Annotated in this window: 15 protein-coding genes; 13 read left to right on the forward strand and 2 right to left on the reverse strand. The window is 64.9% G+C overall.

What is annotated here, in order from left to right; all coding sequences use genetic code 11:
- Positions 1 to 97: 97 nt before the first annotated feature.
- Both AC1MLZ_RS18985 and AC1MLZ_RS18990 read right to left on the reverse strand, forming a co-directional pair.
- Positions 98 to 1,039, reverse strand: coding sequence for a 3-keto-disaccharide hydrolase (locus AC1MLZ_RS18985; RefSeq protein WP_480959853.1), 942 nt, complete (start codon positions 1,037 to 1,039; stop codon positions 98 to 100).
- Positions 1,040 to 1,063: 24 nt separating this feature from the next.
- On the reverse strand, positions 1,064 to 2,080 hold the full coding sequence (locus AC1MLZ_RS18990) for a LacI family DNA-binding transcriptional regulator (protein ID WP_480959854.1): 1,017 nt from the start codon (positions 2,078 to 2,080) through the stop codon (positions 1,064 to 1,066).
- A 125-nt stretch (positions 2,081 to 2,205) separates the two neighbouring features.
- On the opposite strand from AC1MLZ_RS18990, the gene AC1MLZ_RS18995 reads away from it, so the two are divergent.
- From AC1MLZ_RS18995 to AC1MLZ_RS19055, 13 genes are all read left to right on the forward strand, one after another.
- On the forward strand, positions 2,206 to 3,444 hold the full coding sequence (locus AC1MLZ_RS18995) for an MFS transporter (RefSeq protein ID WP_480959855.1): 1,239 nt from the start codon (positions 2,206 to 2,208) through the stop codon (positions 3,442 to 3,444).
- The gene (locus AC1MLZ_RS19000) at positions 3,441 to 4,505 is read left to right on the forward strand and encodes a sugar phosphate isomerase/epimerase family protein (RefSeq protein WP_480959856.1); all 1,065 of its coding nucleotides are present in this window, start codon (positions 3,441 to 3,443) and stop codon (positions 4,503 to 4,505) included. The genes AC1MLZ_RS18995 and AC1MLZ_RS19000 overlap by 4 nt, the downstream gene beginning before the upstream one ends.
- On the forward strand, positions 4,502 to 5,647 hold the full coding sequence (locus AC1MLZ_RS19005; protein WP_480959857.1) for a Gfo/Idh/MocA family protein: 1,146 nt from the start codon (positions 4,502 to 4,504) through the stop codon (positions 5,645 to 5,647). The genes AC1MLZ_RS19000 and AC1MLZ_RS19005 overlap by 4 nt, the downstream gene beginning before the upstream one ends.
- Positions 5,644 to 6,030 carry a c-type cytochrome gene (locus AC1MLZ_RS19010; protein ID WP_480959858.1) on the forward strand — a complete coding sequence of 129 codons (387 nt, stop codon included), beginning with the start codon at positions 5,644 to 5,646 and terminating at the stop codon, positions 6,028 to 6,030. The genes AC1MLZ_RS19005 and AC1MLZ_RS19010 overlap by 4 nt, the downstream gene beginning before the upstream one ends.
- 13 nt (positions 6,031 to 6,043) lie before the next feature.
- Complete coding sequence (locus tag AC1MLZ_RS19015; protein ID WP_480959859.1) at positions 6,044 to 6,955, forward strand: hydroxypyruvate isomerase family protein; 912 nt, start codon at positions 6,044 to 6,046, stop codon at positions 6,953 to 6,955.
- Between the two features lie 11 nt (positions 6,956 to 6,966).
- Positions 6,967 to 7,797, forward strand: coding sequence for a 3-keto-disaccharide hydrolase (locus tag AC1MLZ_RS19020; RefSeq protein ID WP_480959860.1), 831 nt, complete (start codon positions 6,967 to 6,969; stop codon positions 7,795 to 7,797).
- Positions 7,794 to 8,375 (forward strand): gluconate 2-dehydrogenase subunit 3 family protein, encoded by a 582-nt coding sequence (locus AC1MLZ_RS19025; RefSeq protein WP_480959861.1) that lies wholly within the window; start codon positions 7,794 to 7,796, stop codon positions 8,373 to 8,375. The genes AC1MLZ_RS19020 and AC1MLZ_RS19025 overlap by 4 nt, the downstream gene beginning before the upstream one ends.
- On the forward strand, positions 8,372 to 9,205 hold the full coding sequence (locus tag AC1MLZ_RS19030; RefSeq protein WP_480959862.1) for a sugar phosphate isomerase/epimerase family protein: 834 nt from the start codon (positions 8,372 to 8,374) through the stop codon (positions 9,203 to 9,205). Before AC1MLZ_RS19025 ends, AC1MLZ_RS19030 begins: the two co-directional genes overlap by 4 nt.
- 38 nt (positions 9,206 to 9,243) lie before the next feature.
- On the forward strand, positions 9,244 to 10,920 hold the full coding sequence (locus AC1MLZ_RS19035) for a GMC family oxidoreductase (RefSeq protein WP_480959863.1): 1,677 nt from the start codon (positions 9,244 to 9,246) through the stop codon (positions 10,918 to 10,920).
- A gap of 217 nt (positions 10,921 to 11,137) precedes the next feature.
- Positions 11,138 to 11,692 carry an RNA polymerase sigma factor gene (locus tag AC1MLZ_RS19040; RefSeq protein WP_480959864.1) on the forward strand — a complete coding sequence of 185 codons (555 nt, stop codon included), beginning with the start codon at positions 11,138 to 11,140 and terminating at the stop codon, positions 11,690 to 11,692.
- A complete protein-coding gene (locus tag AC1MLZ_RS19045) occupies positions 11,676 to 12,620 on the forward strand; it encodes a FecR domain-containing protein (protein WP_480959865.1) in 945 nt (314 codons plus the stop codon). Before AC1MLZ_RS19040 ends, AC1MLZ_RS19045 begins: the two co-directional genes overlap by 17 nt.
- A 136-nt stretch (positions 12,621 to 12,756) precedes the next feature.
- Positions 12,757 to 15,678, forward strand: a complete 2,922-nt coding sequence (locus AC1MLZ_RS19050) for a TonB-dependent receptor (protein ID WP_480959866.1) — start codon at positions 12,757 to 12,759, stop codon at positions 15,676 to 15,678.
- An 11-nt stretch (positions 15,679 to 15,689) separates the two neighbouring features.
- Positions 15,690 to 17,321 carry an FAD-dependent oxidoreductase gene (locus AC1MLZ_RS19055; protein WP_480959867.1) on the forward strand — a complete coding sequence of 544 codons (1,632 nt, stop codon included), beginning with the start codon at positions 15,690 to 15,692 and terminating at the stop codon, positions 17,319 to 17,321.
- The last annotated feature ends 217 nt before the right edge of the window (positions 17,322 to 17,538 follow it).

Below are 17,538 nucleotides of genomic sequence, written 5' to 3' on the forward strand. Positions count from 1 at the left end.
GAGTTTCGACCACGCGATCGCCAAAAGGGGCGAACCGGCCAGGCTATGTCGCGTGCTCCTCGGGCTGCGTACTCATCGTACGGCAAGCACCTCCCGCTTACTCTCGGACGACGACGATCTTTGGAAGGCTACGGATCGGCTCGACGGCGATCCTGCGAAACCAAGTCTCGGCGCCTTCCGACTGGAGCTGGATCTGTCCATGCGTCAGCGGCCGGCGGGTTCCGTCCGGCGCGATCGTCCCGATATCGGTGACTTCTGCCACCGGTATGCCGTTCACGACATGCACGGCGCGGTTACCCAGCACGTAGAGATCGAGCGTATTCCACTGCCCGATCGGCCGTTCGGCGTCGGTCGCGGCTTCGACGTTCCAGGTCGGGGTTCCGTTGACCATGTCGATCGGTCGGCCGCCGATGCGGAACCGTAGCTGTGGCGCGATCAGTGATGGATCGTCGACCACGGTCGTCCGCGCGCGAACCTTGCTGCCGACGACCACCGCCATCCCGGTCGAGCCTTTCATGATCTCGAATTCCATCGACGGCTGCCACGTTCCGAACACCGCTCCCGGCACGCCGTGCGTATGGTAGAGCAGGCCGTTGTTCGGCGGCTGCCGATCTCGCGGCGCCCATGTCTTCGCACCCCATCTATACTGGAGGCGAAGGTGATAGTTGGCGAGGTCGGCGCGGTGGACGAGGCTGCCCCAGGTTTGCCCCTTGATCCAGATCGCCGGTCCGCCATCGACCTGGCGAACGGCGAAGTCTTCGCTACCGCCGCGAGCGGTACCGATCGGCTTGTTGTCGGGATCGCCGCGATAGGTCACCGCGGGGTCGACGTGACCGAGCCATGGGCGCCAGTCCTTCAGGCTTCGACCATCGAAAAGCATGATCCGTTTGCCCGTAGCGGGCGGCAGATCGGTCAGCGTGAGCCGCTGGCGGCTAATGACCGCGACGCCGGCCGTGACCCGCGGCTGTTCCTTCGAACTCTCTGCCGCAGCCATCGCTGGCAGCACGAAGATGATCGGTAGCGCCCAAATTCTTGTCATGAAAATCCTCTCGCCGGATTCGGCTCAGGTTGCCGCGGGGGGTGCGCCAGGGACCGCGGTACTATGTCGTACCACGAGTTCGTGGCGAAGCGTGACCTGTTGAACGGGGCTTCCATCGCCGCGCAGGATACCGACCAGCAGTTCGACCGCGCGGCGGCCGATCATTCCCTTGGGCTGCGCGATCGTCGTCAGCGGCGGCTGGAAATAGCGCGCGAGCGGCAGATCGTCGAAGCCGACGACGGAGACGTCCTTCGGGCATGCCAGACCGGCTTCGCGGATCGCGCTGAGCGCGCCCATCGCCATCTCGTCGCTGAAGCAGAAGATCGCGGTCATGCCGTCCGCCAGCAGGCTGCGGGCATGCACGAACGCGGACTCCGCCGCATAGTCGCCGACCCGGATGTGCGGGCTTTCAGGGAGACCCGCGCGGTCCGCCGCGTCGATCGCGCCGGCGAGGCGATCACGGCTGATCGGGCTGGCCTCGGGGCCGGTGACGATGCCGATCTTGCGGTGGCCAAGGCCGACGAGATGCTCGATCGCCTCCGCGCTCGCGGCGGCGTTGTCGATGTGCACGCTGGGGACGCCCAGATCGGCGCTGTATTCGCAGCCGTTGACGATCGGCGCAGCGGCACCCTTTCGCATCAGCAGCGGCTGGAGGCTGGCGGGCAGGCGATGGCCGAGGAAGATCAGCCCATCGACCTCGCGGCGCGAGAGCATTTCCGCATATTGATCCTCGACTTCCGGATCGTGCCGCGTATCGCCGACCACGACCGAATACCCCGCGTCCCTCGCCGCTTCCTCGGCGCCGCGGATGACGCTGGCGAAGAACGCGTTGGAAATATCGGGGACCGTCAGGAGTATCTTGGCAGCGCGCAGCGTGCGCAGGCTGCGCGCTGCGACGTTGGGCGCGTAACCCGATGTGCGAACGACCTCGAGCACGCGCAGCCGCGTGTCTTCGGACACCTGCTCCGGGCGGCTCAGCACGCGCGAAACGGTGGCGGTGGAGACGCCCGCAAGTGCGGCCACTTCGATGATCGTCGGCATGACCTCGTCATGGATCGGCTCGTCGACCGTGTCGATAGCTCTCCAATGTAATCCTTTACATTCGTTTCCCGGCTCCGTAGCTTCCGGGTCGACAAGCAGCAAAGCTGCGATCGGAGAGGTAGCGAATGGCGCTTGCAGATACTGGATCCCAGGCCCCGACCAGCGGCCTGCTGACCGGCCGCCTGAGCATCATGATGTTCATGCAATTCTTCGTATGGGGCGCCTGGATCGTAACCCTCGGCCTCGTCATGCAGACGGTCGGGATCGGCAACCTCATCGGCAACGCCTTTTCGGTCGGCCCGATCGCGTCGATCGTCGGCTCGTTCCTGCTCGGCATGGCCGCCGCGCGCTACGTCAGCCCGCGAATGCTGATGGTGATCCTGCACCTGATCGGCGGCGTGATCCTGTTCGCGCTGCCCTCGTTCATCACGCCCGAGGCCGGCAACGGCTTCGTCTGGCTGCTGCTCTGCTACATGATCCTCTACATGCCGACGGTCGGCCTCGCCAACACGATCGCGTTGAAGAGCTTCGGCGAGCGGACTGACAAGTTCCCGTTCGTCCGCGCGTTCGGCACGCTGGGCTGGATCACCGCCGGCCTCATCATCGGCTGGGCGGGCCTGTCCGCGAGCCCGGAAATCTTCCGCGTCGCCGCGGTCGTCTCGATCGCGCTGGGCCTCTACAGCTTTACGCTCCCGAACGTCGCGTCTGACGCGCCGCGTGACGAGAGCGTGCTCCGACAGGTGTTCTGCGTCGAGGCGTTCGGGCTGCTCCGCCAGCGCTCGTTCCTGATCTTCATGACCTGCGCCACGCTGATCTCGGTCCCGCTCGCGATGTATTACGCCTATGCCTCGCCCTATGTCGGCGCGACCGGAATCAGCAACGTCGGCGGCACGCTCGCGATCGGCCAGATGTCCGAACTTGTCTTTATGTTCTCCATGCCCTGGCTCTATCGCCGGTTCGGCGTGAAGCCGCTGCTGCTGGTCGGCATGGCCGCCTGGGCGTTGCGCTACGCCTTGTTCGCGATCGGTGACGGCGGATCGTCGTTGTGGGCGGTGTATCTCGGCGTCGCGCTGCACGGCGTGTGCTATGATTTCTTCTTCGTCGCCGGCGCGATCTACACCGGCACGATCGCCACGCCGAAGGGCGTCAACGCGCAGGCCCAGGGTATGCTGACGCTGTTCACCTACGGCGTCGGCATGCTGCTCGGATCGCAGATCGGCGCGCTTCTGTATGCGCAACTGCCCGCGTCGCCGACCATCGCCGACTGGCAACATATGTGGTGGTATCCCGCGATCGCCGCGGCCGTGATCGCGCTGCTGTTCCAGTTCACGTTCCGCGACGACACCAGAAAGAGTGCAGCATGACCGGCATGAAGGGCCCCGCGATATTCCTCGCCCAGTTCCTCGGCGACGAGGCCCCGTTCGACACGCTCGACGGGCTGGCTGAATGGGCGGCCGGCCTCGGTTACGTCGGCGTCCAGATCCCCTGCAACGCGCAGCTTATCGACCTGAAGCTCGCCGCGGAGAGCAAGACCTATTGCGACGATCTTCGCGGCCGCCTCGCCAGGCACGGCATCGAAGTCACCGAGCTGTCGACGCATCTGCAAGGCCAGCTTGTCGCCGTCCACCCCGCGTACGACACGCTGTTCGATGGCTTCGCGCCGCCCGAAGTCCACGGCAAGCCCGCAGAGCGCCAGCTTTGGGCGGTCGAACAGGTCAAGCTCGCCGCCCGCGCCAGCGCCAATCTCGGTCTGTCCGCGCACGCCACCTTCTCGGGCGCGCTGGCATGGCCCTACGTCTATCCGTGGCCGCAACGCCCCGCCGGGTTGATCGAGGAGGCCTTTGCCGAACTCGCCCGCCGCTGGACCCCGATCCTCGACGTGTTCGAAGAAGCTGGCGTAGACTGCGCGTTCGAGGTGCATCCCGGCGAAGACGTCCACGACGGCGCGACCTGGGAACGCTTCCTGGCCGCGGTCGACGGCCATCCCCGCGCCCGCCTGCTCTTCGATCCCTCGCATTTCGTGCTGCAGCAGCTCGACTATCTCGACTTCATCGATCGCTATCACGACCGGATCTCGTGCTTCCACGTCAAGGATGCCGAGTTCAACCCGACCGGCCGAACCGGCGTGTATGGCGGTTATGAAAACTGGGTCGACCGCGCCGGCCGGTTCCGCTCGCTGGGCGACGGGCAGGTCGATTTCTCCGGCATCTTCAGCAAAATGGCACAATATGGCTATGACGGCTGGGCGGTGCTCGAATGGGAGTGCGCGCTGAAACGGTCCGAGGATGGCGCTCGCGAAGGCGCACCGTTCATCCGCGACCACATGATCCGCCTGACCGAACGCCCGTTCGACGACTTCGCCGCCAGCGGCATCGACCGCGCCGCCATCCGCAAGCTGCTCGGACTGTCGGAGGAGCAGGCATGAGCCGGCTCCGTCTCGGCATGGTCGGCGGCGGGGAAGGGGCCTTTATCGGCGCGGTCCACCGGATGGCGGCCGCGCTCGACGGCGAATGGGACCTCGTCGCGGGCGCATTCAGCACCGATAGCGGGCGCAACACGCGCACCGGCGGCCTGCTCGGCCTCGACTCGCAGCGGGTCTATCCGTCGCTCGACGCTATGATCGCGCACGAATGCGCGTTGCCTGCGGACCGGCGCATCGACGCGCTCGCGGTGGTCACGCCGAACCACCTGCACGCACCGATGGCGATTGCAGCGCTGAACGCCGGCTTCCACGTGTTCTGCGAAAAGCCGATGGCGATGAGCGTCGTCGAGGCCGAGGCGATCGCCGCCGCCGCCAAGGCCAGCGGTCGCCAGTTCGCGCTGGCGTTCACCTACAGCGGCTATCCGCTGATCGAAGAGGCGCGCGCGAGGGTTGAGCGCGGCGATTTCGGCGCGATCCGACTAGTCCAGGTCGAGTATCTGCAAGGCTGGCTCAGCCAACCGATCGACACTGATGGTAACAAGCAGGCCGAATGGCGGACCGATCCCGCGCGCGCCGGGCTTGGTGGCTGCCTGGGCGACATCGGCACGCACGCATTCCAGCTCGCCGAGCATGTCTCCGGCTTGTCGGTACAATCGGTCTCCGCAGACCTGACGACGCATGTCGACGGTCGCCGGCTCGACGACGACGTCAGCGCGCTGCTCCGGTTCGAGAGCGGTGCCCGCGGCGTGCTCAAGGCGACGCAGGTCGCGGCAGGCGAGGAGAACGGGCTCAGGCTCAGGATCCACGGCGAACGCGGCGGGCTCGACTGGTCGCAGATGGAGCCCAACACGCTTACGCTCCGCTGGCTCGATCGCCCCGCCGAGATCATGCGGACCGGTGGCCCCGGCATGGTCGCCGCCACCGCCGCACCGGTGCGTACACCCGCGGGTCATCCCGAGGGCTATATCGAGGCGTTCGCCAACCTGTACCGCGCGTTCGCCTCGGCGATCCGCGGTGATGGAGACGACCGCTGGTTTCCGGGCATGGTCGATGGCCTGCGGACGATGCGCTTCATCGAGGCGGTGATCGCCAACGCCGGCTCGGACCGGAAATGGACATCAATGGATTCGGGAGACACGGAATGAAGCTGCTCATGGCTCTGGTCGCGGGAAGCATCGCGGCGGTTGCGGCCGTCACGGTATCCGCGCCGACTACTGCGCAATCGACCGCAGCCTCGCCGCCCGCATTCGCCGCGTGCCGCGCCTGCCACACCGTCGTGAAGGGCGGTCGCAACGGCATTGGGCCGAACCTGTACGGCGTGGTCGGCCGTGCCGCGGCAGCGACGCCTGGCTTCAATTATTCGGCCGCGATGAAGGCGTCGAAACTGCGCTGGGACGAGCAGACGCTGAACGAGTATCTCGCCGCACCGACCAAGAAGGTGCCGGGAACGCGGATGCCGATCGCGACGCCCGATGCGGCCAAGCGCGCGGCGATCATCGCGTACCTCAAGGCGGAGGGCGCGAAGTGATCGTGCCGCGCGCATGACTTTGTCGCGCCGTACATTGCTCGCCGCCGGTGCCGCGGCATCGCTGGTGCCCGCCGGGATCGCTGCCCAACGCCGCAGTAAGAACGCCGCGCGCTTTTCGCTCGCCTACGCCCCGCACGAGGGCAGCTTTGCCAGTCGTGGCGGACGGATGGAGCAGATTGCATACGCCGCGGATCAAGGCTTCACCGCCTGGGAGGACAACGAGGCGGCAACGCGGTCGGTGGCCGAGCAGGAGCAGATGGCCAAGGCGCTCGCGCAGCGCGGCATGACGATGGGCGTGTTCGTCGCCAGTATGCCGAAATGGTCTAAGTCGCGGCCGCTCCTCGGGGCAAACGACGGCGCCGAGCGCGAAGCATTCCTCGCCGATATCCGCGCATCGCTCGACGTCGCCAAGCGGCTGAACGCGACGCGGATGACCGTCGTCACCGGCTTCATGGACCCGAAAGTCCCCGTGGATATCCAGACCGCGCGAGTGATCGACGTGATGCGCCGCGCCGGCGACATCGTCGTGCCATCGGGTGCGGCGATGGTGATGGAGCCGCTCAACACGCGGACCAATCATCCCGGCATCTATATGCAGACGATCTCGCAGGGCTATGCGGTCGCGCGCGGTGCCAACAGCCCGGCGGTCAAGGTGCTAGCCGACCTGTATCACGAGCAGATCCAGTCGGGGAATCTGATCCCGACGCTCGACACCTGCTGGAACGAGATCGGCTATATCCAGTTCGGCGACAATCCGGGCCGCAACGAGCCCTCAACCGGCGAGATCAACTACGCCTCGATCGTGAAGTGGCTGCGGGCAAAGCGCTATTCGGGCGTGATCGGCATGGAGCACGGCAATTCGGTCGCCGGGCGCGCGGGCGAGGATCGCCTGATCGCCGCGTACCGCGAGATCGACGCAGCATGAGGGGGATGGGGATGAAGACGGTGGTGATGGCGAGTGCCATCGTGGCGACGGCGCTGATGGCTACGGGGCCCGTCGCGGCACAGGAGAAGCCTGGCTTCAAGGACACGCCCATGCTCCCAGGTGGCCAATGGCGCGTTCATGACGCCGACCGGCCCGCGCCGATCGTGGTCGCGCCGGCTGCCACCCCCGGCGGTCCGCCCGCCGACGCGGTCGTGCTGTTCGACGGGCGCTCGCTCGATGCGTGGAAGCCCGATCGGATCGCATGGTCGATCGCGGATGGCGCGCTGACGATCCCGTCGCGCGCGAAAAGCGGCGGCGAGAACAACCTCGTCTCGAAGCAGAGCTTCGGCGACGTGCAGATGCATCTCGAATTCCGCTCGCCAAACCCGCCGACCAAGACCTCGCAGGATCGCGGCAACAGCGGCATCTGGTTCATGCAGCGCTACGAATTGCAGATTCTCGATGGCTCGCAGAACCCGACCTATGCCGATGGCACGGTCGGCGCGGTCTATGGCTGGAAGCCGCCACTGGTGAACGCCGCGCGCCGCCCCGGCGAATGGCAGACCTACGATATCGTGTTCGAGCGGCCCCGCTTCGCCGCCGACGGCAGCCTGGTTCGCCCCGCCTATGTCACCGCGCTGCTCAACGGCGTGCTTGTCCAGAACCACCAGGCGATGCTCGGCACGACCAACTGGCGCCACGTCGCTGCTTACACCGCGCACGCCGATGCCGCGCCGATCCAGCTCCAGGATCACGATTCGCCGGTGTCGTTCCGCAACATCTGGGTTCGTCCGTTGCCCGAGGCGGCGATCGCACAGGACCTGAAGAAGGACGGTAAATGATCGATCGCAGAACTGCACTCGCGGGCGTCGTCGCCATGTTCGGCACGGCCCTATATGCGCCGATCGCGCGCGCGGCCGGTGTCGCGCAGGCGCCCGGCGCGGCCGCGGGCATCCCCGTCATCAGTGAGGGCCCGCCCAGCGTCGCGGTCTTTACGCCCCCCCAGCGCGCGCTGATGACCGCACTCAGCGAACGCGTGCTGCCGACCACCGATACGCCCGGCGCGATCGCCGCGGGCGTCCCGGCCTATATCGAAAAGCTGCTCGCCGACTGGGCCGCACCGGCGGACCGCGTGCCGATCCTCGCGGGGCTCGACGCGATCGAGGCACGCAGCCTGAAGGACTATAAGGTCCCCGGCGCAAAGGCGACCGCGGCCCAGCAGGATGCGCTCCTCACACTCGCGATGAACGACCAGATCCCGTTTGGCGGCGTCTTCTTCGAGGCGTTCCGACAGCTCGTCGTCACCGGCTATTATACCTCCGAAATCGGCATGACGGAGGAGCGGGAGTATCTGCCGGTGCCGGGTGAGTATAATGGTGAGTTCCCCTATTCCCAGGTCAACAAGGTGTATTCTGCATGATCCTCAGCCGTAGAAACCTGCTCGCGGGCTCCGGCGCGGTCGCCGCGCTCGCATTCGTGCCCACCGCGTCGGCCGCACAGTTGAAGGCGATCGGCCTGCAACTCTACACGGTCCGCGACCTCTTCTCGAAGGACCCGTTCGGTACGCTCGCGACGGTCGCGAAGATCGGCTACCGCGAGGTCGAATTCGGCGGTGGTGGCTATGACGGCATGGACCACGCGATGTTGCGCAAGACGATGGACAAGCTCGGCCTGACCGCGCCGTCGGTGCATATCGGCTATGACGCGCTGCTCCAGCGGTTCGACCAGTCGGTGACCATGGCCAAAACGCTCGGCGCGACCACGGTGGTGCTGCCGTACATGACCGACGAGCATCGCAACGAGGCTGGCTGGACTGCAGCGCTGCCGAACTTCAACCGGTTCGCAACCGATCTGAAGAAGGCCGGGCTGGGCTTTGCCTATCACAATCACGATTTCGAGTTCACGATCAAGCCCGGCGGCGTCAGCCTGTACGAGCGGCTGCTCAAGGAGACCGATCCCGCGCTCGTGAAGCTCGAACTCGATCTCTATTGGGCGCTGCATGCCGGCGAGAACCTAACGACGCTGATCGAGCGCTTGTCGCCGCGACTCTACGCCTATCACGTCAAGGACATGCGCCCCGACCGGAGCATGACCGCGGTCGGGCAGGGCACGATCGACTTCGGCGCGCTGTTCAAGCTGAAGGGCAGCGCCGGCGTGCGGCATTTCTATGTCGAGAACGACGAGGCCCCGGCACCGTACATCCCCGACATCACCACGAGTTTACGGACGCTGCGCGCGATGCGTTTCTGACCCGCGCATTTCTGACCGAATATTAGGAGAGGAAGATCATGGCCGAGACCAACAGGTTCGACGCGATCGTTATTGGATCAGGCGTAAGCGGTGGCTTCGCTGCGAAGGAACTGACCGAAAAGGGCCTGCGCGTCCTGATGCTGGACCGCGGCAAGATGGTCGAGCACGGTGAGGGCTACACCTATGACGGCAAGCCCGCCTATGAGGTTCCGGCGCGCAACAACATGCCCCCGGCATTGTTGGACAGCGACTATTTCATCGCGAAGCACGGCTATGTCGCGCCCAGCAATATGGAATTTCACAATGACGACCGGCTGAATCCCTATGCCCATGACGAGGGCAACAAATTCTATTGGATCCGATCCGGCGCGGTCGGCGGCAAGTCGCTGATCTGGGGCCGCTGGTGCTTTCGCTGGAGCCCCGCCGATTTCGAGGCGAACAAGCGCGACGGCATCGATGGCGACTGGCCGATCCGCTATGACGACGTCGCGCCGTGGTACAGCTATGTCGAGAAATATATCGGCGTGTCCGGCTCGCGCGAGAATCTCGACTATCTGCCCGACAGCGAATTCCAGCCGCCGATGCCGATGAACGTCGCGGAGAAATGGCTGAAACAGGGTCTCGAGTCCAAGTTCCCCGGACGGAAACTGATCAACACCCGGCTGTCGAACATGACCGAGGACAAGCCCGACCAGAACCGCACCAAGTGCCAGTTCCGCAACCAGTGTGGCAATGGTTGTTCGTTCGGCGCGTATTTCTCGACCCAGGCGGTCACCTTGCCGGCCGCGCGCGCGACGGGTCGCCTGACGCTTAAGTCGGACTCGGTCGTCACCAACCTGGTGTACGACGCAGCGCGCAAGAAGGTGACCGGCGTTCGCTATATCGATGCGAAGACCGGCCAGGCGGAAACGGTTCAAGCCGATCTCGTCTTCCTCTGCGCCTCGACGATCGCCTCGACGCAGATCTTGCTCAACTCACGCGCCCCAGGCAGCGATCGCAGCTATTTCGACGATAGCGGCACGCTCGGCCGCTATGTCATGGACCACATCTTCCGCGTCGGAATCGAAGGCGACATTCCCGGCATGGAGGATTTCATCGAGTTTGGCCGTCGTCCGGGCGGCGTCTACGTTCCGCGCTTCCGCAATATCGGCGGCGACGAGGGTCTCGGCTTCAAGCGCGGCTATGGCTATCAGGGCAGCGCTTATCGCAACCCCGCCGCGCCGGTCGGCTTTGGCGCGTCGATGAAGCAGGGCATGCGCAAATACGCCCCGTGGAAATTCAGCATGGGCGCGTTCGGCGAATGCCTGCCTTACGCCGACAACCGCGTGTCGCTCCACCAGTCGAAAGTCGACCGGTTCGGCGTCCCCCTGGTCCGCTTCGACGTCCGCTTCCGTGACAACGAACTGAAGATGATGACCGACGCGCGCGCCCAAGGCGAGGCGATGCTCAAGGGGGCTGGCCTGACCAACGTCAAGAGCACCGAGAAGGAGCACGTCCCCGGCGATGCGATCCATGAAATGGGTGGCGCCCGCATGGGCCGCGATCCGCGGACGTCGGTGCTCAACGAATGGAGCCAGGCGCACGCGGCGTCGAACCTCTACGTGACGGACGGCGCGCAGATGGCGTCGATCTCCTGCGTGAACCCCTCGCTGACCTTCATGGCACTGACGGCGCGCGCCGCCGATCACGCTGTGCGCCAGATGAAGAAGGCCTGAGGCAGTCCCGATATCCTCGGTGCAGGGGCGCTGGACGTCGCCGTGCACCGCGGGTCGGGCGCTCATGCTAACCAGTACGGATTCGCGGATCCTACGGTGAACAAGTTCCGAATATTGCTCGAAAGGAGCCTATATCGCCGTCTCGGGATGAAAATTTGACGGAAACGGCGTCGTCGAAGCTCATGGTAAGGAGAGGAGACGGGCAACGAAACGCGAGGTGCTGGCCGAATGGGTAGGACGCGAGATCCTGCCGCATGAACGCGACCTTCGCGTTTGGCTGCGCCGGCGGCTGGTCGTTTCGGAGGACATGGAGGACATCGTGCAGGAATGTTACTGCCGGCTGGCGCAGCTTTCCGACGTGTCGCACATAACGTCGCCCCGAGCCTATGTCTTCGCAATGGCGCGCAACCTGCTGAACAAGCAGCGTAAACGGACACGTGTCGTCCGGATCGAGTCGATGTCCGATGCACTGGCGGAGTCGCTCGAATGCGATCTGCCGTCCCCCGAACGTGCGGTGGCGGCCCGGCACGAACTTGCGCGGGTTCGCGCCGCGCTGGCCAGATTGTCGGAGCGTGCGCAACGTATATTCGTAATGCGCCGGGTCGACGGGCTCAGCCAGAAGGATATCGCGCGCACGCTCGGAATCTCGGAGACCATCGTCGAGAACGAGGCCAGCCGGAGCCTGCGCGCTATCCTGAAGATGCTGACCAACCCGCCGGTGGAGAACGACATCCTTTTGCCCAACGGAGATTCGCGTGTCCGATCGCGCTGAACAGACCGCGGCGGCATGGGCGCTGCGCCATCCCCTGGATTCCGGTCAGCAGCTCGAGCTCGAGGCATGGCTGGCCAGCAACCCACGTCACGCGGGGATGCTGTTGCGGGCAATGGCGGCGCTGAGCGCGCTCGACACCGCCTTGGCGCCTGCGCCGGACCGCATTGTAGATCCGTTCCACGCGCGGCCGGCACGTCGGCGAATATTGATCGGAATGGGCGGTGCGATCGCGGCGGCCGCGATCGGGCTGATCGGCTGGTCCAGCGTCACGAGCGAGCATGTGGCGACCGGACGCGGCGAGATCCGACGTCTGCCCCTGGTCGATGGGTCGGTAGCAACGATCAATACCGACAGTGACCTGCGCGTCGCGTTCGCGCGCGACAGCCGCCGGGTCATGCTCGATCGCGGACAGGCCTGGTTCCAGGTCGCCAAGGATCGCAAGCGTCCCTTCATCGTCGATGCCGGTATCGCGCAGGTTCGAGCGGTCGGCACCGCCTTCTCGGTCGATCGCAGCGAGAATGGCGTGCAGGTGACGGTAACGGAGGGTGTCGTCGCCGTATGGCCAAGCGGGGAAAGTGGCGCGCTGACGATCCTGCAGGCGGGGCAATATGCAAGTTTCCACGCTGGCGGCGTGTCACCCGAAGTAGGAACCGCGCCGGTGCAGATCACGCGCGCGCTGGCATGGCGGAACGGCGAGATCTCGCTGGAGAACGATACGCTGGGTCATGCGGTCGAGCAGTTCAACCGGTATAATCGTCAACAACTGGTGGTCTCCGATCCGGCACTTGCCCGCGAACGGCTGATCGGGCTTTTCCAGATCGACAAGCCGGAGGATTTTGCGGCGACGCTGGTCGCCTCGCTCGGCGTCGCGGTGACCATTTCGCCTGACGAAATACGGATCGAGCGCAGCAAACTGCCGACGCACTGACGGAAACCGACGGCGTCGGGCTCTTATGGAGGAGAGCGCCGAAAACAGGCGCCTCCATATTAGGGGGGATGCCGGGATGAGAATCGCACGGTCGTGGCTGTTCGGCGCTAGCGCTGCAGCAATCTGTTGCTCTGGGGTGAGCGCCGCAGCGGAGGCGCAGACGCGGCGCTTCGACGTTCCGGCACAACCCGCAAGCTCGGGCGTCCTGTTGTTCGCCCATCAGGCAGGCATCCAGATCCTCGTTTCCACGCCGATCGCCGCCGGGGTCACGACCAATCGCGTGCAGGGCGCGATGGACGTGTCCGCCGCGCTGAAGATGCTCCTTGCGGGTACCGATCTCGTCCCGGTCAAGACCGGGGGAGCGATCACGCTGAAGCGGCGTCAGCCGGTGGTGTCCCGGATCGCTCTCATGCCAGTCGTGGCGCAGCAGATCGCAGCGCCCATAGGTGAGATCGCAGCACCGCCGCAGGAAGAGCCCGCGGCCGTCGTGCCCGATACCGAGCAGGACATCGTCGTCACCGGCATTCGCGCCTCGTTGCAGGAGTCGATCAACGTCAAGCGCGCGGCCAGCAATATCGTCGACGTCATCACCGCCCAGGATATCGGCAAACTGCCCGACCAGAATGTCGCGGAATCGATGAGCCGCATCAGCGGCGTGCAGATCACGCGGCGCGAGGGCGACGGATCGACCTTCACCGTGCGCGGCATTTCGCAGAACCGGCTGGAGATCAACGGCCGTACGCTGCTGGGGCCGGGCGCGGGCGGCAACGCGTCGCTCGAGTCGATCAGCCCCGAGATCATCTCGAGTATCGTCGTCTCCAAGTCGCCCACCGCCGACATGCCGGAGGGTGCGCTGGGCGCGACCGTCAATCTCAAGACCAAGCGGCCGCTCGATCTCGCCGATCTGGTCGTGAGCGGCAGGCTGCAGGGCGCCTATACCGATCAGGCCGACCATCTGGGCTATCGCGGGTCGGCGCTGGTATCGAAGAATTTCAGCGATACGCTGGGGGTCCTCGCGAGCGCGGCCTATTCGAACACGCACACGCGCGGATATTCGTTCGACTCGGGCGGCTGGTCGCGGACCAACAATATCGACGGCAACGGCGACGGAGTGAACGACCCCGGCCTGTTCCGGCCGAACCGGTTCATGGCGCGGATCTTCGACCGTGCTGAGCAGCGGCTGACGCTCAACAGTTCGATCCAGTACCGCCCCGCCGACAAATGGGAGATCATTCTCGACGGCACCTATTCGCGGCTGAAGCGAGAACGGCAGAGCGCGAACTACCAGGTCTTGTTCAACGACAATGATGTCGGCGCGGTGGCGGACGAGACTGGCACGATCGTCAGCGGGACGTTCAACAACGTCATCGTCCGGCCGCTCGTCTATGACGAACCCACGGAATTCCGGTCGACCAACCTCGGCGCGTCGACGAAATACGATGGCGACATCGTCAAGGTCAGCGCCGATGCGTCCTACAGCAAGGGCCGCGGCACGGATGGCGGGCCGGGAGCGTCGTTCACCTATGTCGTCGTCCCACGCGCCGGACGGGTGGCCAGTGCAGCGATCGATTTCACGAAGGGCAATGCGGTCCCGAACCTCGCGCTGACGTCGAATTTCAACGTCAACGATCCCGCTCAGTATCAGCTTGCGTCGGTCTTCGACGGCGACAACGTCACCAACAATACCGGCTATGACGTGCGGGTCGATTTCACGATCCTCTCCGAATGGGGGCCGCTGCAATCGATCCAGGTCGGCAGTCGCTACGAGAAGATACAATTCTATTCGGAGACACCCCAAAGCCTGCCTTCCGCCGCAAGCCTGGTTGGAAAGCACGACCGCAACGGTGACGGAATCATCACCGTCGATGAGCTGCCAGGGCTCGACTACAACAACAGTCAGGGCAGCTTCTTCCCGGGAGCGGCCGGCGATTTCCCGCGCGACATCCTGGGCGGCACGGTCGACAAGCACGTCGCGCGCGACGCCTTCGGCCTGCCACTACCTCGCGCGGACGCCATTCCGTTCGGCCGCGTGTCGATCAAGGACGTCGAACAGGACACGCTCGCCTTCTACGCGAGAGCCAATGTCGCAGGCACGATCGGTAGCATGCCGCTCACCGGCAATGCCGGCGTCCGCTACATCACGTTCGAACGGATATCGTCGGGGTATCTGTCGGACACGCAGCCGACGCTCGCGAAATCGCGTTTCGACTATTGGTTGCCGAGCGCCAACGCGTCGCTCGACCTGCGCAACAACCTGACCTTTCGCCTTGCCGCGGCCAAGGTGGTGGCGCGGCCCAATCTGAACGACGTCGGTGTCAGCTTCGTCCCGTTGCTGGTCTCGCGTACGGGATCGCGCGGCAATCCCACGCTGCGTCCGTTCGAAGCGACGCAATATGACGCAACGCTCGAATGGTATTTCGCGCCGTCCAGCGCACTGACGGTTGCCGGCTTCTACAAGAACGTCGATTCCTTCACGATCAACGTTACGCAGAGCGAGTTCATCGGCGGACTCTCCGACCAGATCGAGCCAAGCACCGGGCAACCTTACGGCCTGTTCCAGATTACCCAGCCGATCAATGGATCCTCGGGCAAGATCAAGGGGTTCGAGGTTGCCTATCAACAGTCGCTGCGGTTTCTGCCGGCTCCGTTCGACAACCTCGGGGTCCAGGCCAATTATACCTATGTCGACAGCGAGACACCGCTGATCGATGAAGCGACGAAGACGGCGCTGCCGCTCCCCGGTCTTTCGAAGAGCAGTTATAACCTGATCGGGTTCTACGAAGACAAGACCTTCATGCTCCGTGTCGCGTATATCCGGCGCAGCAAGTATTTGATCGGCCAAGGTGGCGCGAATTCGGGGGGCAGCCCCTACGCCGCGGCACGGGGGCAGCTCGATCTGTCCGGGCAGATCAACCTGACCAAGAGTGTCAGGCTGACGGTCGAAGGCATCAACCTGACACGCGAGGTCGACCGGCAATATCTGCAGACGCCGCAACGCCTGTTCTACTCGGCGCGCGAGGACCGCCGTGTGTTCTTCGGCGTCGCGGCAACATTCTGAGGATGATCACCATGCGTATCCGCTTCCTCACAACGATCGCGCTTCTGCTCGGTACGGCGCTTCCCGCCCAGTCCGCCAAGCCCATCGATCCCAAATTTGTCGATATCGTCATCTACGGCTGCACGGCGGGCGGGGTGATAGCCGCGATCGAGGCACGCCGGCTGGGGCGATCGGTCACTCTGGTCTGCCGCGACGGTCACCTCGGCGGAATGACGACCAACGGTCTGAGCTGGTCGGACACCGGCAACCACCGCGCGATCGGCGGACTGGCGCTCGAATTCTACCGCCGGGTGAAGCATCATTATGACGATGCTGCCGCCTGGGTACAGGCGCCGCGCCCGGCACGCGGCGAGAATTTCGTCGACAACGAGGCGATGTGGCAGTTCGAGCCCAAGGTCGCCGAACGCATTCTGGAGGACTGGATTCGGACCGAAGGGGTGACCATCGTTCGTAATCAGCCGCTCGATCGGGCCCGCAAGGTGGAAATGGACGACAGACGAATCGTCGCGTTTCGCTCGAACGGCGGGCAGCGCTTTGCCGGTCGCGTCTTCATCGACGCCAGCTACGAAGGTGACCTGATGGCCGGGGCGGGGGTCTCGTTCACGACCGGCCGGGAGGCGAATGCGACCTACGGCGAGACGCTCAATGGCGTGCAGGCGAAGAATGCGGAGAACCACCAGTTCATGCTCGACATCGATCCCTACAGCGTGGCGGGCGATCCGAAGAGCGGGCTGCTACCGCGGATCAGCGCCGCGGAAACCGCGCCGGACGGCACGGCGGATACGAAGATCCAGGCGTATACCTACCGTCTCTGCCTGACCGACGTGCCGGGCAATCGGATCACCCTGCCCAAGCCGGCCGGCTATGATCCGGGCCAGTACGCGCTTCTCAAGCGCTACATGGATGCGGGCTATCGCGATTTCTTCGGAAAGTTCGACCGTATCCCCAACGGGAAAGCCGATGTGAACAATTTCGGTGCGTTCTCGATGGACGATATCGGCATGAATTACGGCTATCCGGACGGCAACGACGCCGAACGCGCCACAATCGCGCAGGAGCACACGCGCTACCAGCAAGGCTTGCTCTGGTTCATGGCGAACGATCCGGGCGTTCCTGCGGAAACGCGCACGACGATGTCCAGTTGGGGACTGTGCAAGGACGAGTTCATCGCCAATGGCGGCTGGCCGCGCGAGATGTACGTCCGCGAAGCGCGGCGGATGGTATCGGACTTCGTGATGTCCGAACCGCACGTGCGCGGCACCAAGCCCACGCCTCGACCGATCGGCATGGGCTCCTACCAGATGGATTCGCACAATGTGCAGCGGATCGTCGATGCGCGTGGCTTCGCCCGCAACGAAGGCAACATCGAGGTTCCCGTCACCCAGGCCTACTCGATCAGCTACGACGCGATCGTGCCCAAGCGTGGTCAGGCGATCAACCTGCTGGTGCCGGTAGCACTCTCTGCGTCGCATGTCGCCTATGGCACGATCCGCATGGAACCCGTCTTCATGATCCTCGGCCAGTCCGCCGCCGCAGCGGCCGACCTCGCCATCCAAGGCAAGGTCGCGGTGCAGGACGTCCCCTATCCCGCGCTACGCGCCCGGCTCGACGGTGGGGGGCAGGTCCTGGTGTTGAAGGACTGACGCCGCGGTTCATTCTTGGGTGCCAACGTTTCAAAGCTGCACGAGATTACGCCAGTTCGCCCGGATCCGGACATGGTGGCGAGACAGCGCGGCGACGTCGTTAACGCCGGCGAGTGTCATCGTACGCGTCGGGTGTCGATCCCGCGCACGGGGCCATAGATGCGATCACGCTTTCGCTTCGGCGGTGTCGACCGATTACGTTTTCGGGGGGACGCGG

This window comes from Sphingomonas sp. PEI4 (assembly GCF_056679955.1).

Coding starts and splice junctions, on each gene's coding strand:
- AC1MLZ_RS18990 (WP_480959854.1), bottom strand. CDS start 2,080: ATGCCGACGATCATCGAAGTGGCCGCACTTGCGGGCGTCTCCACCGCC.
- AC1MLZ_RS19055 (WP_480959867.1), top strand. CDS start 15,690: ATGCGTATCCGCTTCCTCACAACGATCGCGCTTCTGCTCGGTACGGCG.
- AC1MLZ_RS19035 (WP_480959863.1), top strand. CDS start 9,244: ATGGCCGAGACCAACAGGTTCGACGCGATCGTTATTGGATCAGGCGTA.
- AC1MLZ_RS19000 (WP_480959856.1), top strand. CDS start 3,441: ATGACCGGCATGAAGGGCCCCGCGATATTCCTCGCCCAGTTCCTCGGC.
- AC1MLZ_RS19005 (WP_480959857.1), top strand. CDS start 4,502: ATGAGCCGGCTCCGTCTCGGCATGGTCGGCGGCGGGGAAGGGGCCTTT.
- AC1MLZ_RS18995 (WP_480959855.1), top strand. CDS start 2,206: ATGGCGCTTGCAGATACTGGATCCCAGGCCCCGACCAGCGGCCTGCTG.
- AC1MLZ_RS19025 (WP_480959861.1), top strand. CDS start 7,794: ATGATCGATCGCAGAACTGCACTCGCGGGCGTCGTCGCCATGTTCGGC.
- AC1MLZ_RS19020 (WP_480959860.1), top strand. CDS start 6,967: ATGAAGACGGTGGTGATGGCGAGTGCCATCGTGGCGACGGCGCTGATG.
- AC1MLZ_RS19010 (WP_480959858.1), top strand. CDS start 5,644: ATGAAGCTGCTCATGGCTCTGGTCGCGGGAAGCATCGCGGCGGTTGCG.
- AC1MLZ_RS19030 (WP_480959862.1), top strand. CDS start 8,372: ATGATCCTCAGCCGTAGAAACCTGCTCGCGGGCTCCGGCGCGGTCGCC.
- AC1MLZ_RS19015 (WP_480959859.1), top strand. CDS start 6,044: ATGACTTTGTCGCGCCGTACATTGCTCGCCGCCGGTGCCGCGGCATCG.
- AC1MLZ_RS18985 (WP_480959853.1), bottom strand. CDS start 1,039: ATGACAAGAATTTGGGCGCTACCGATCATCTTCGTGCTGCCAGCGATG.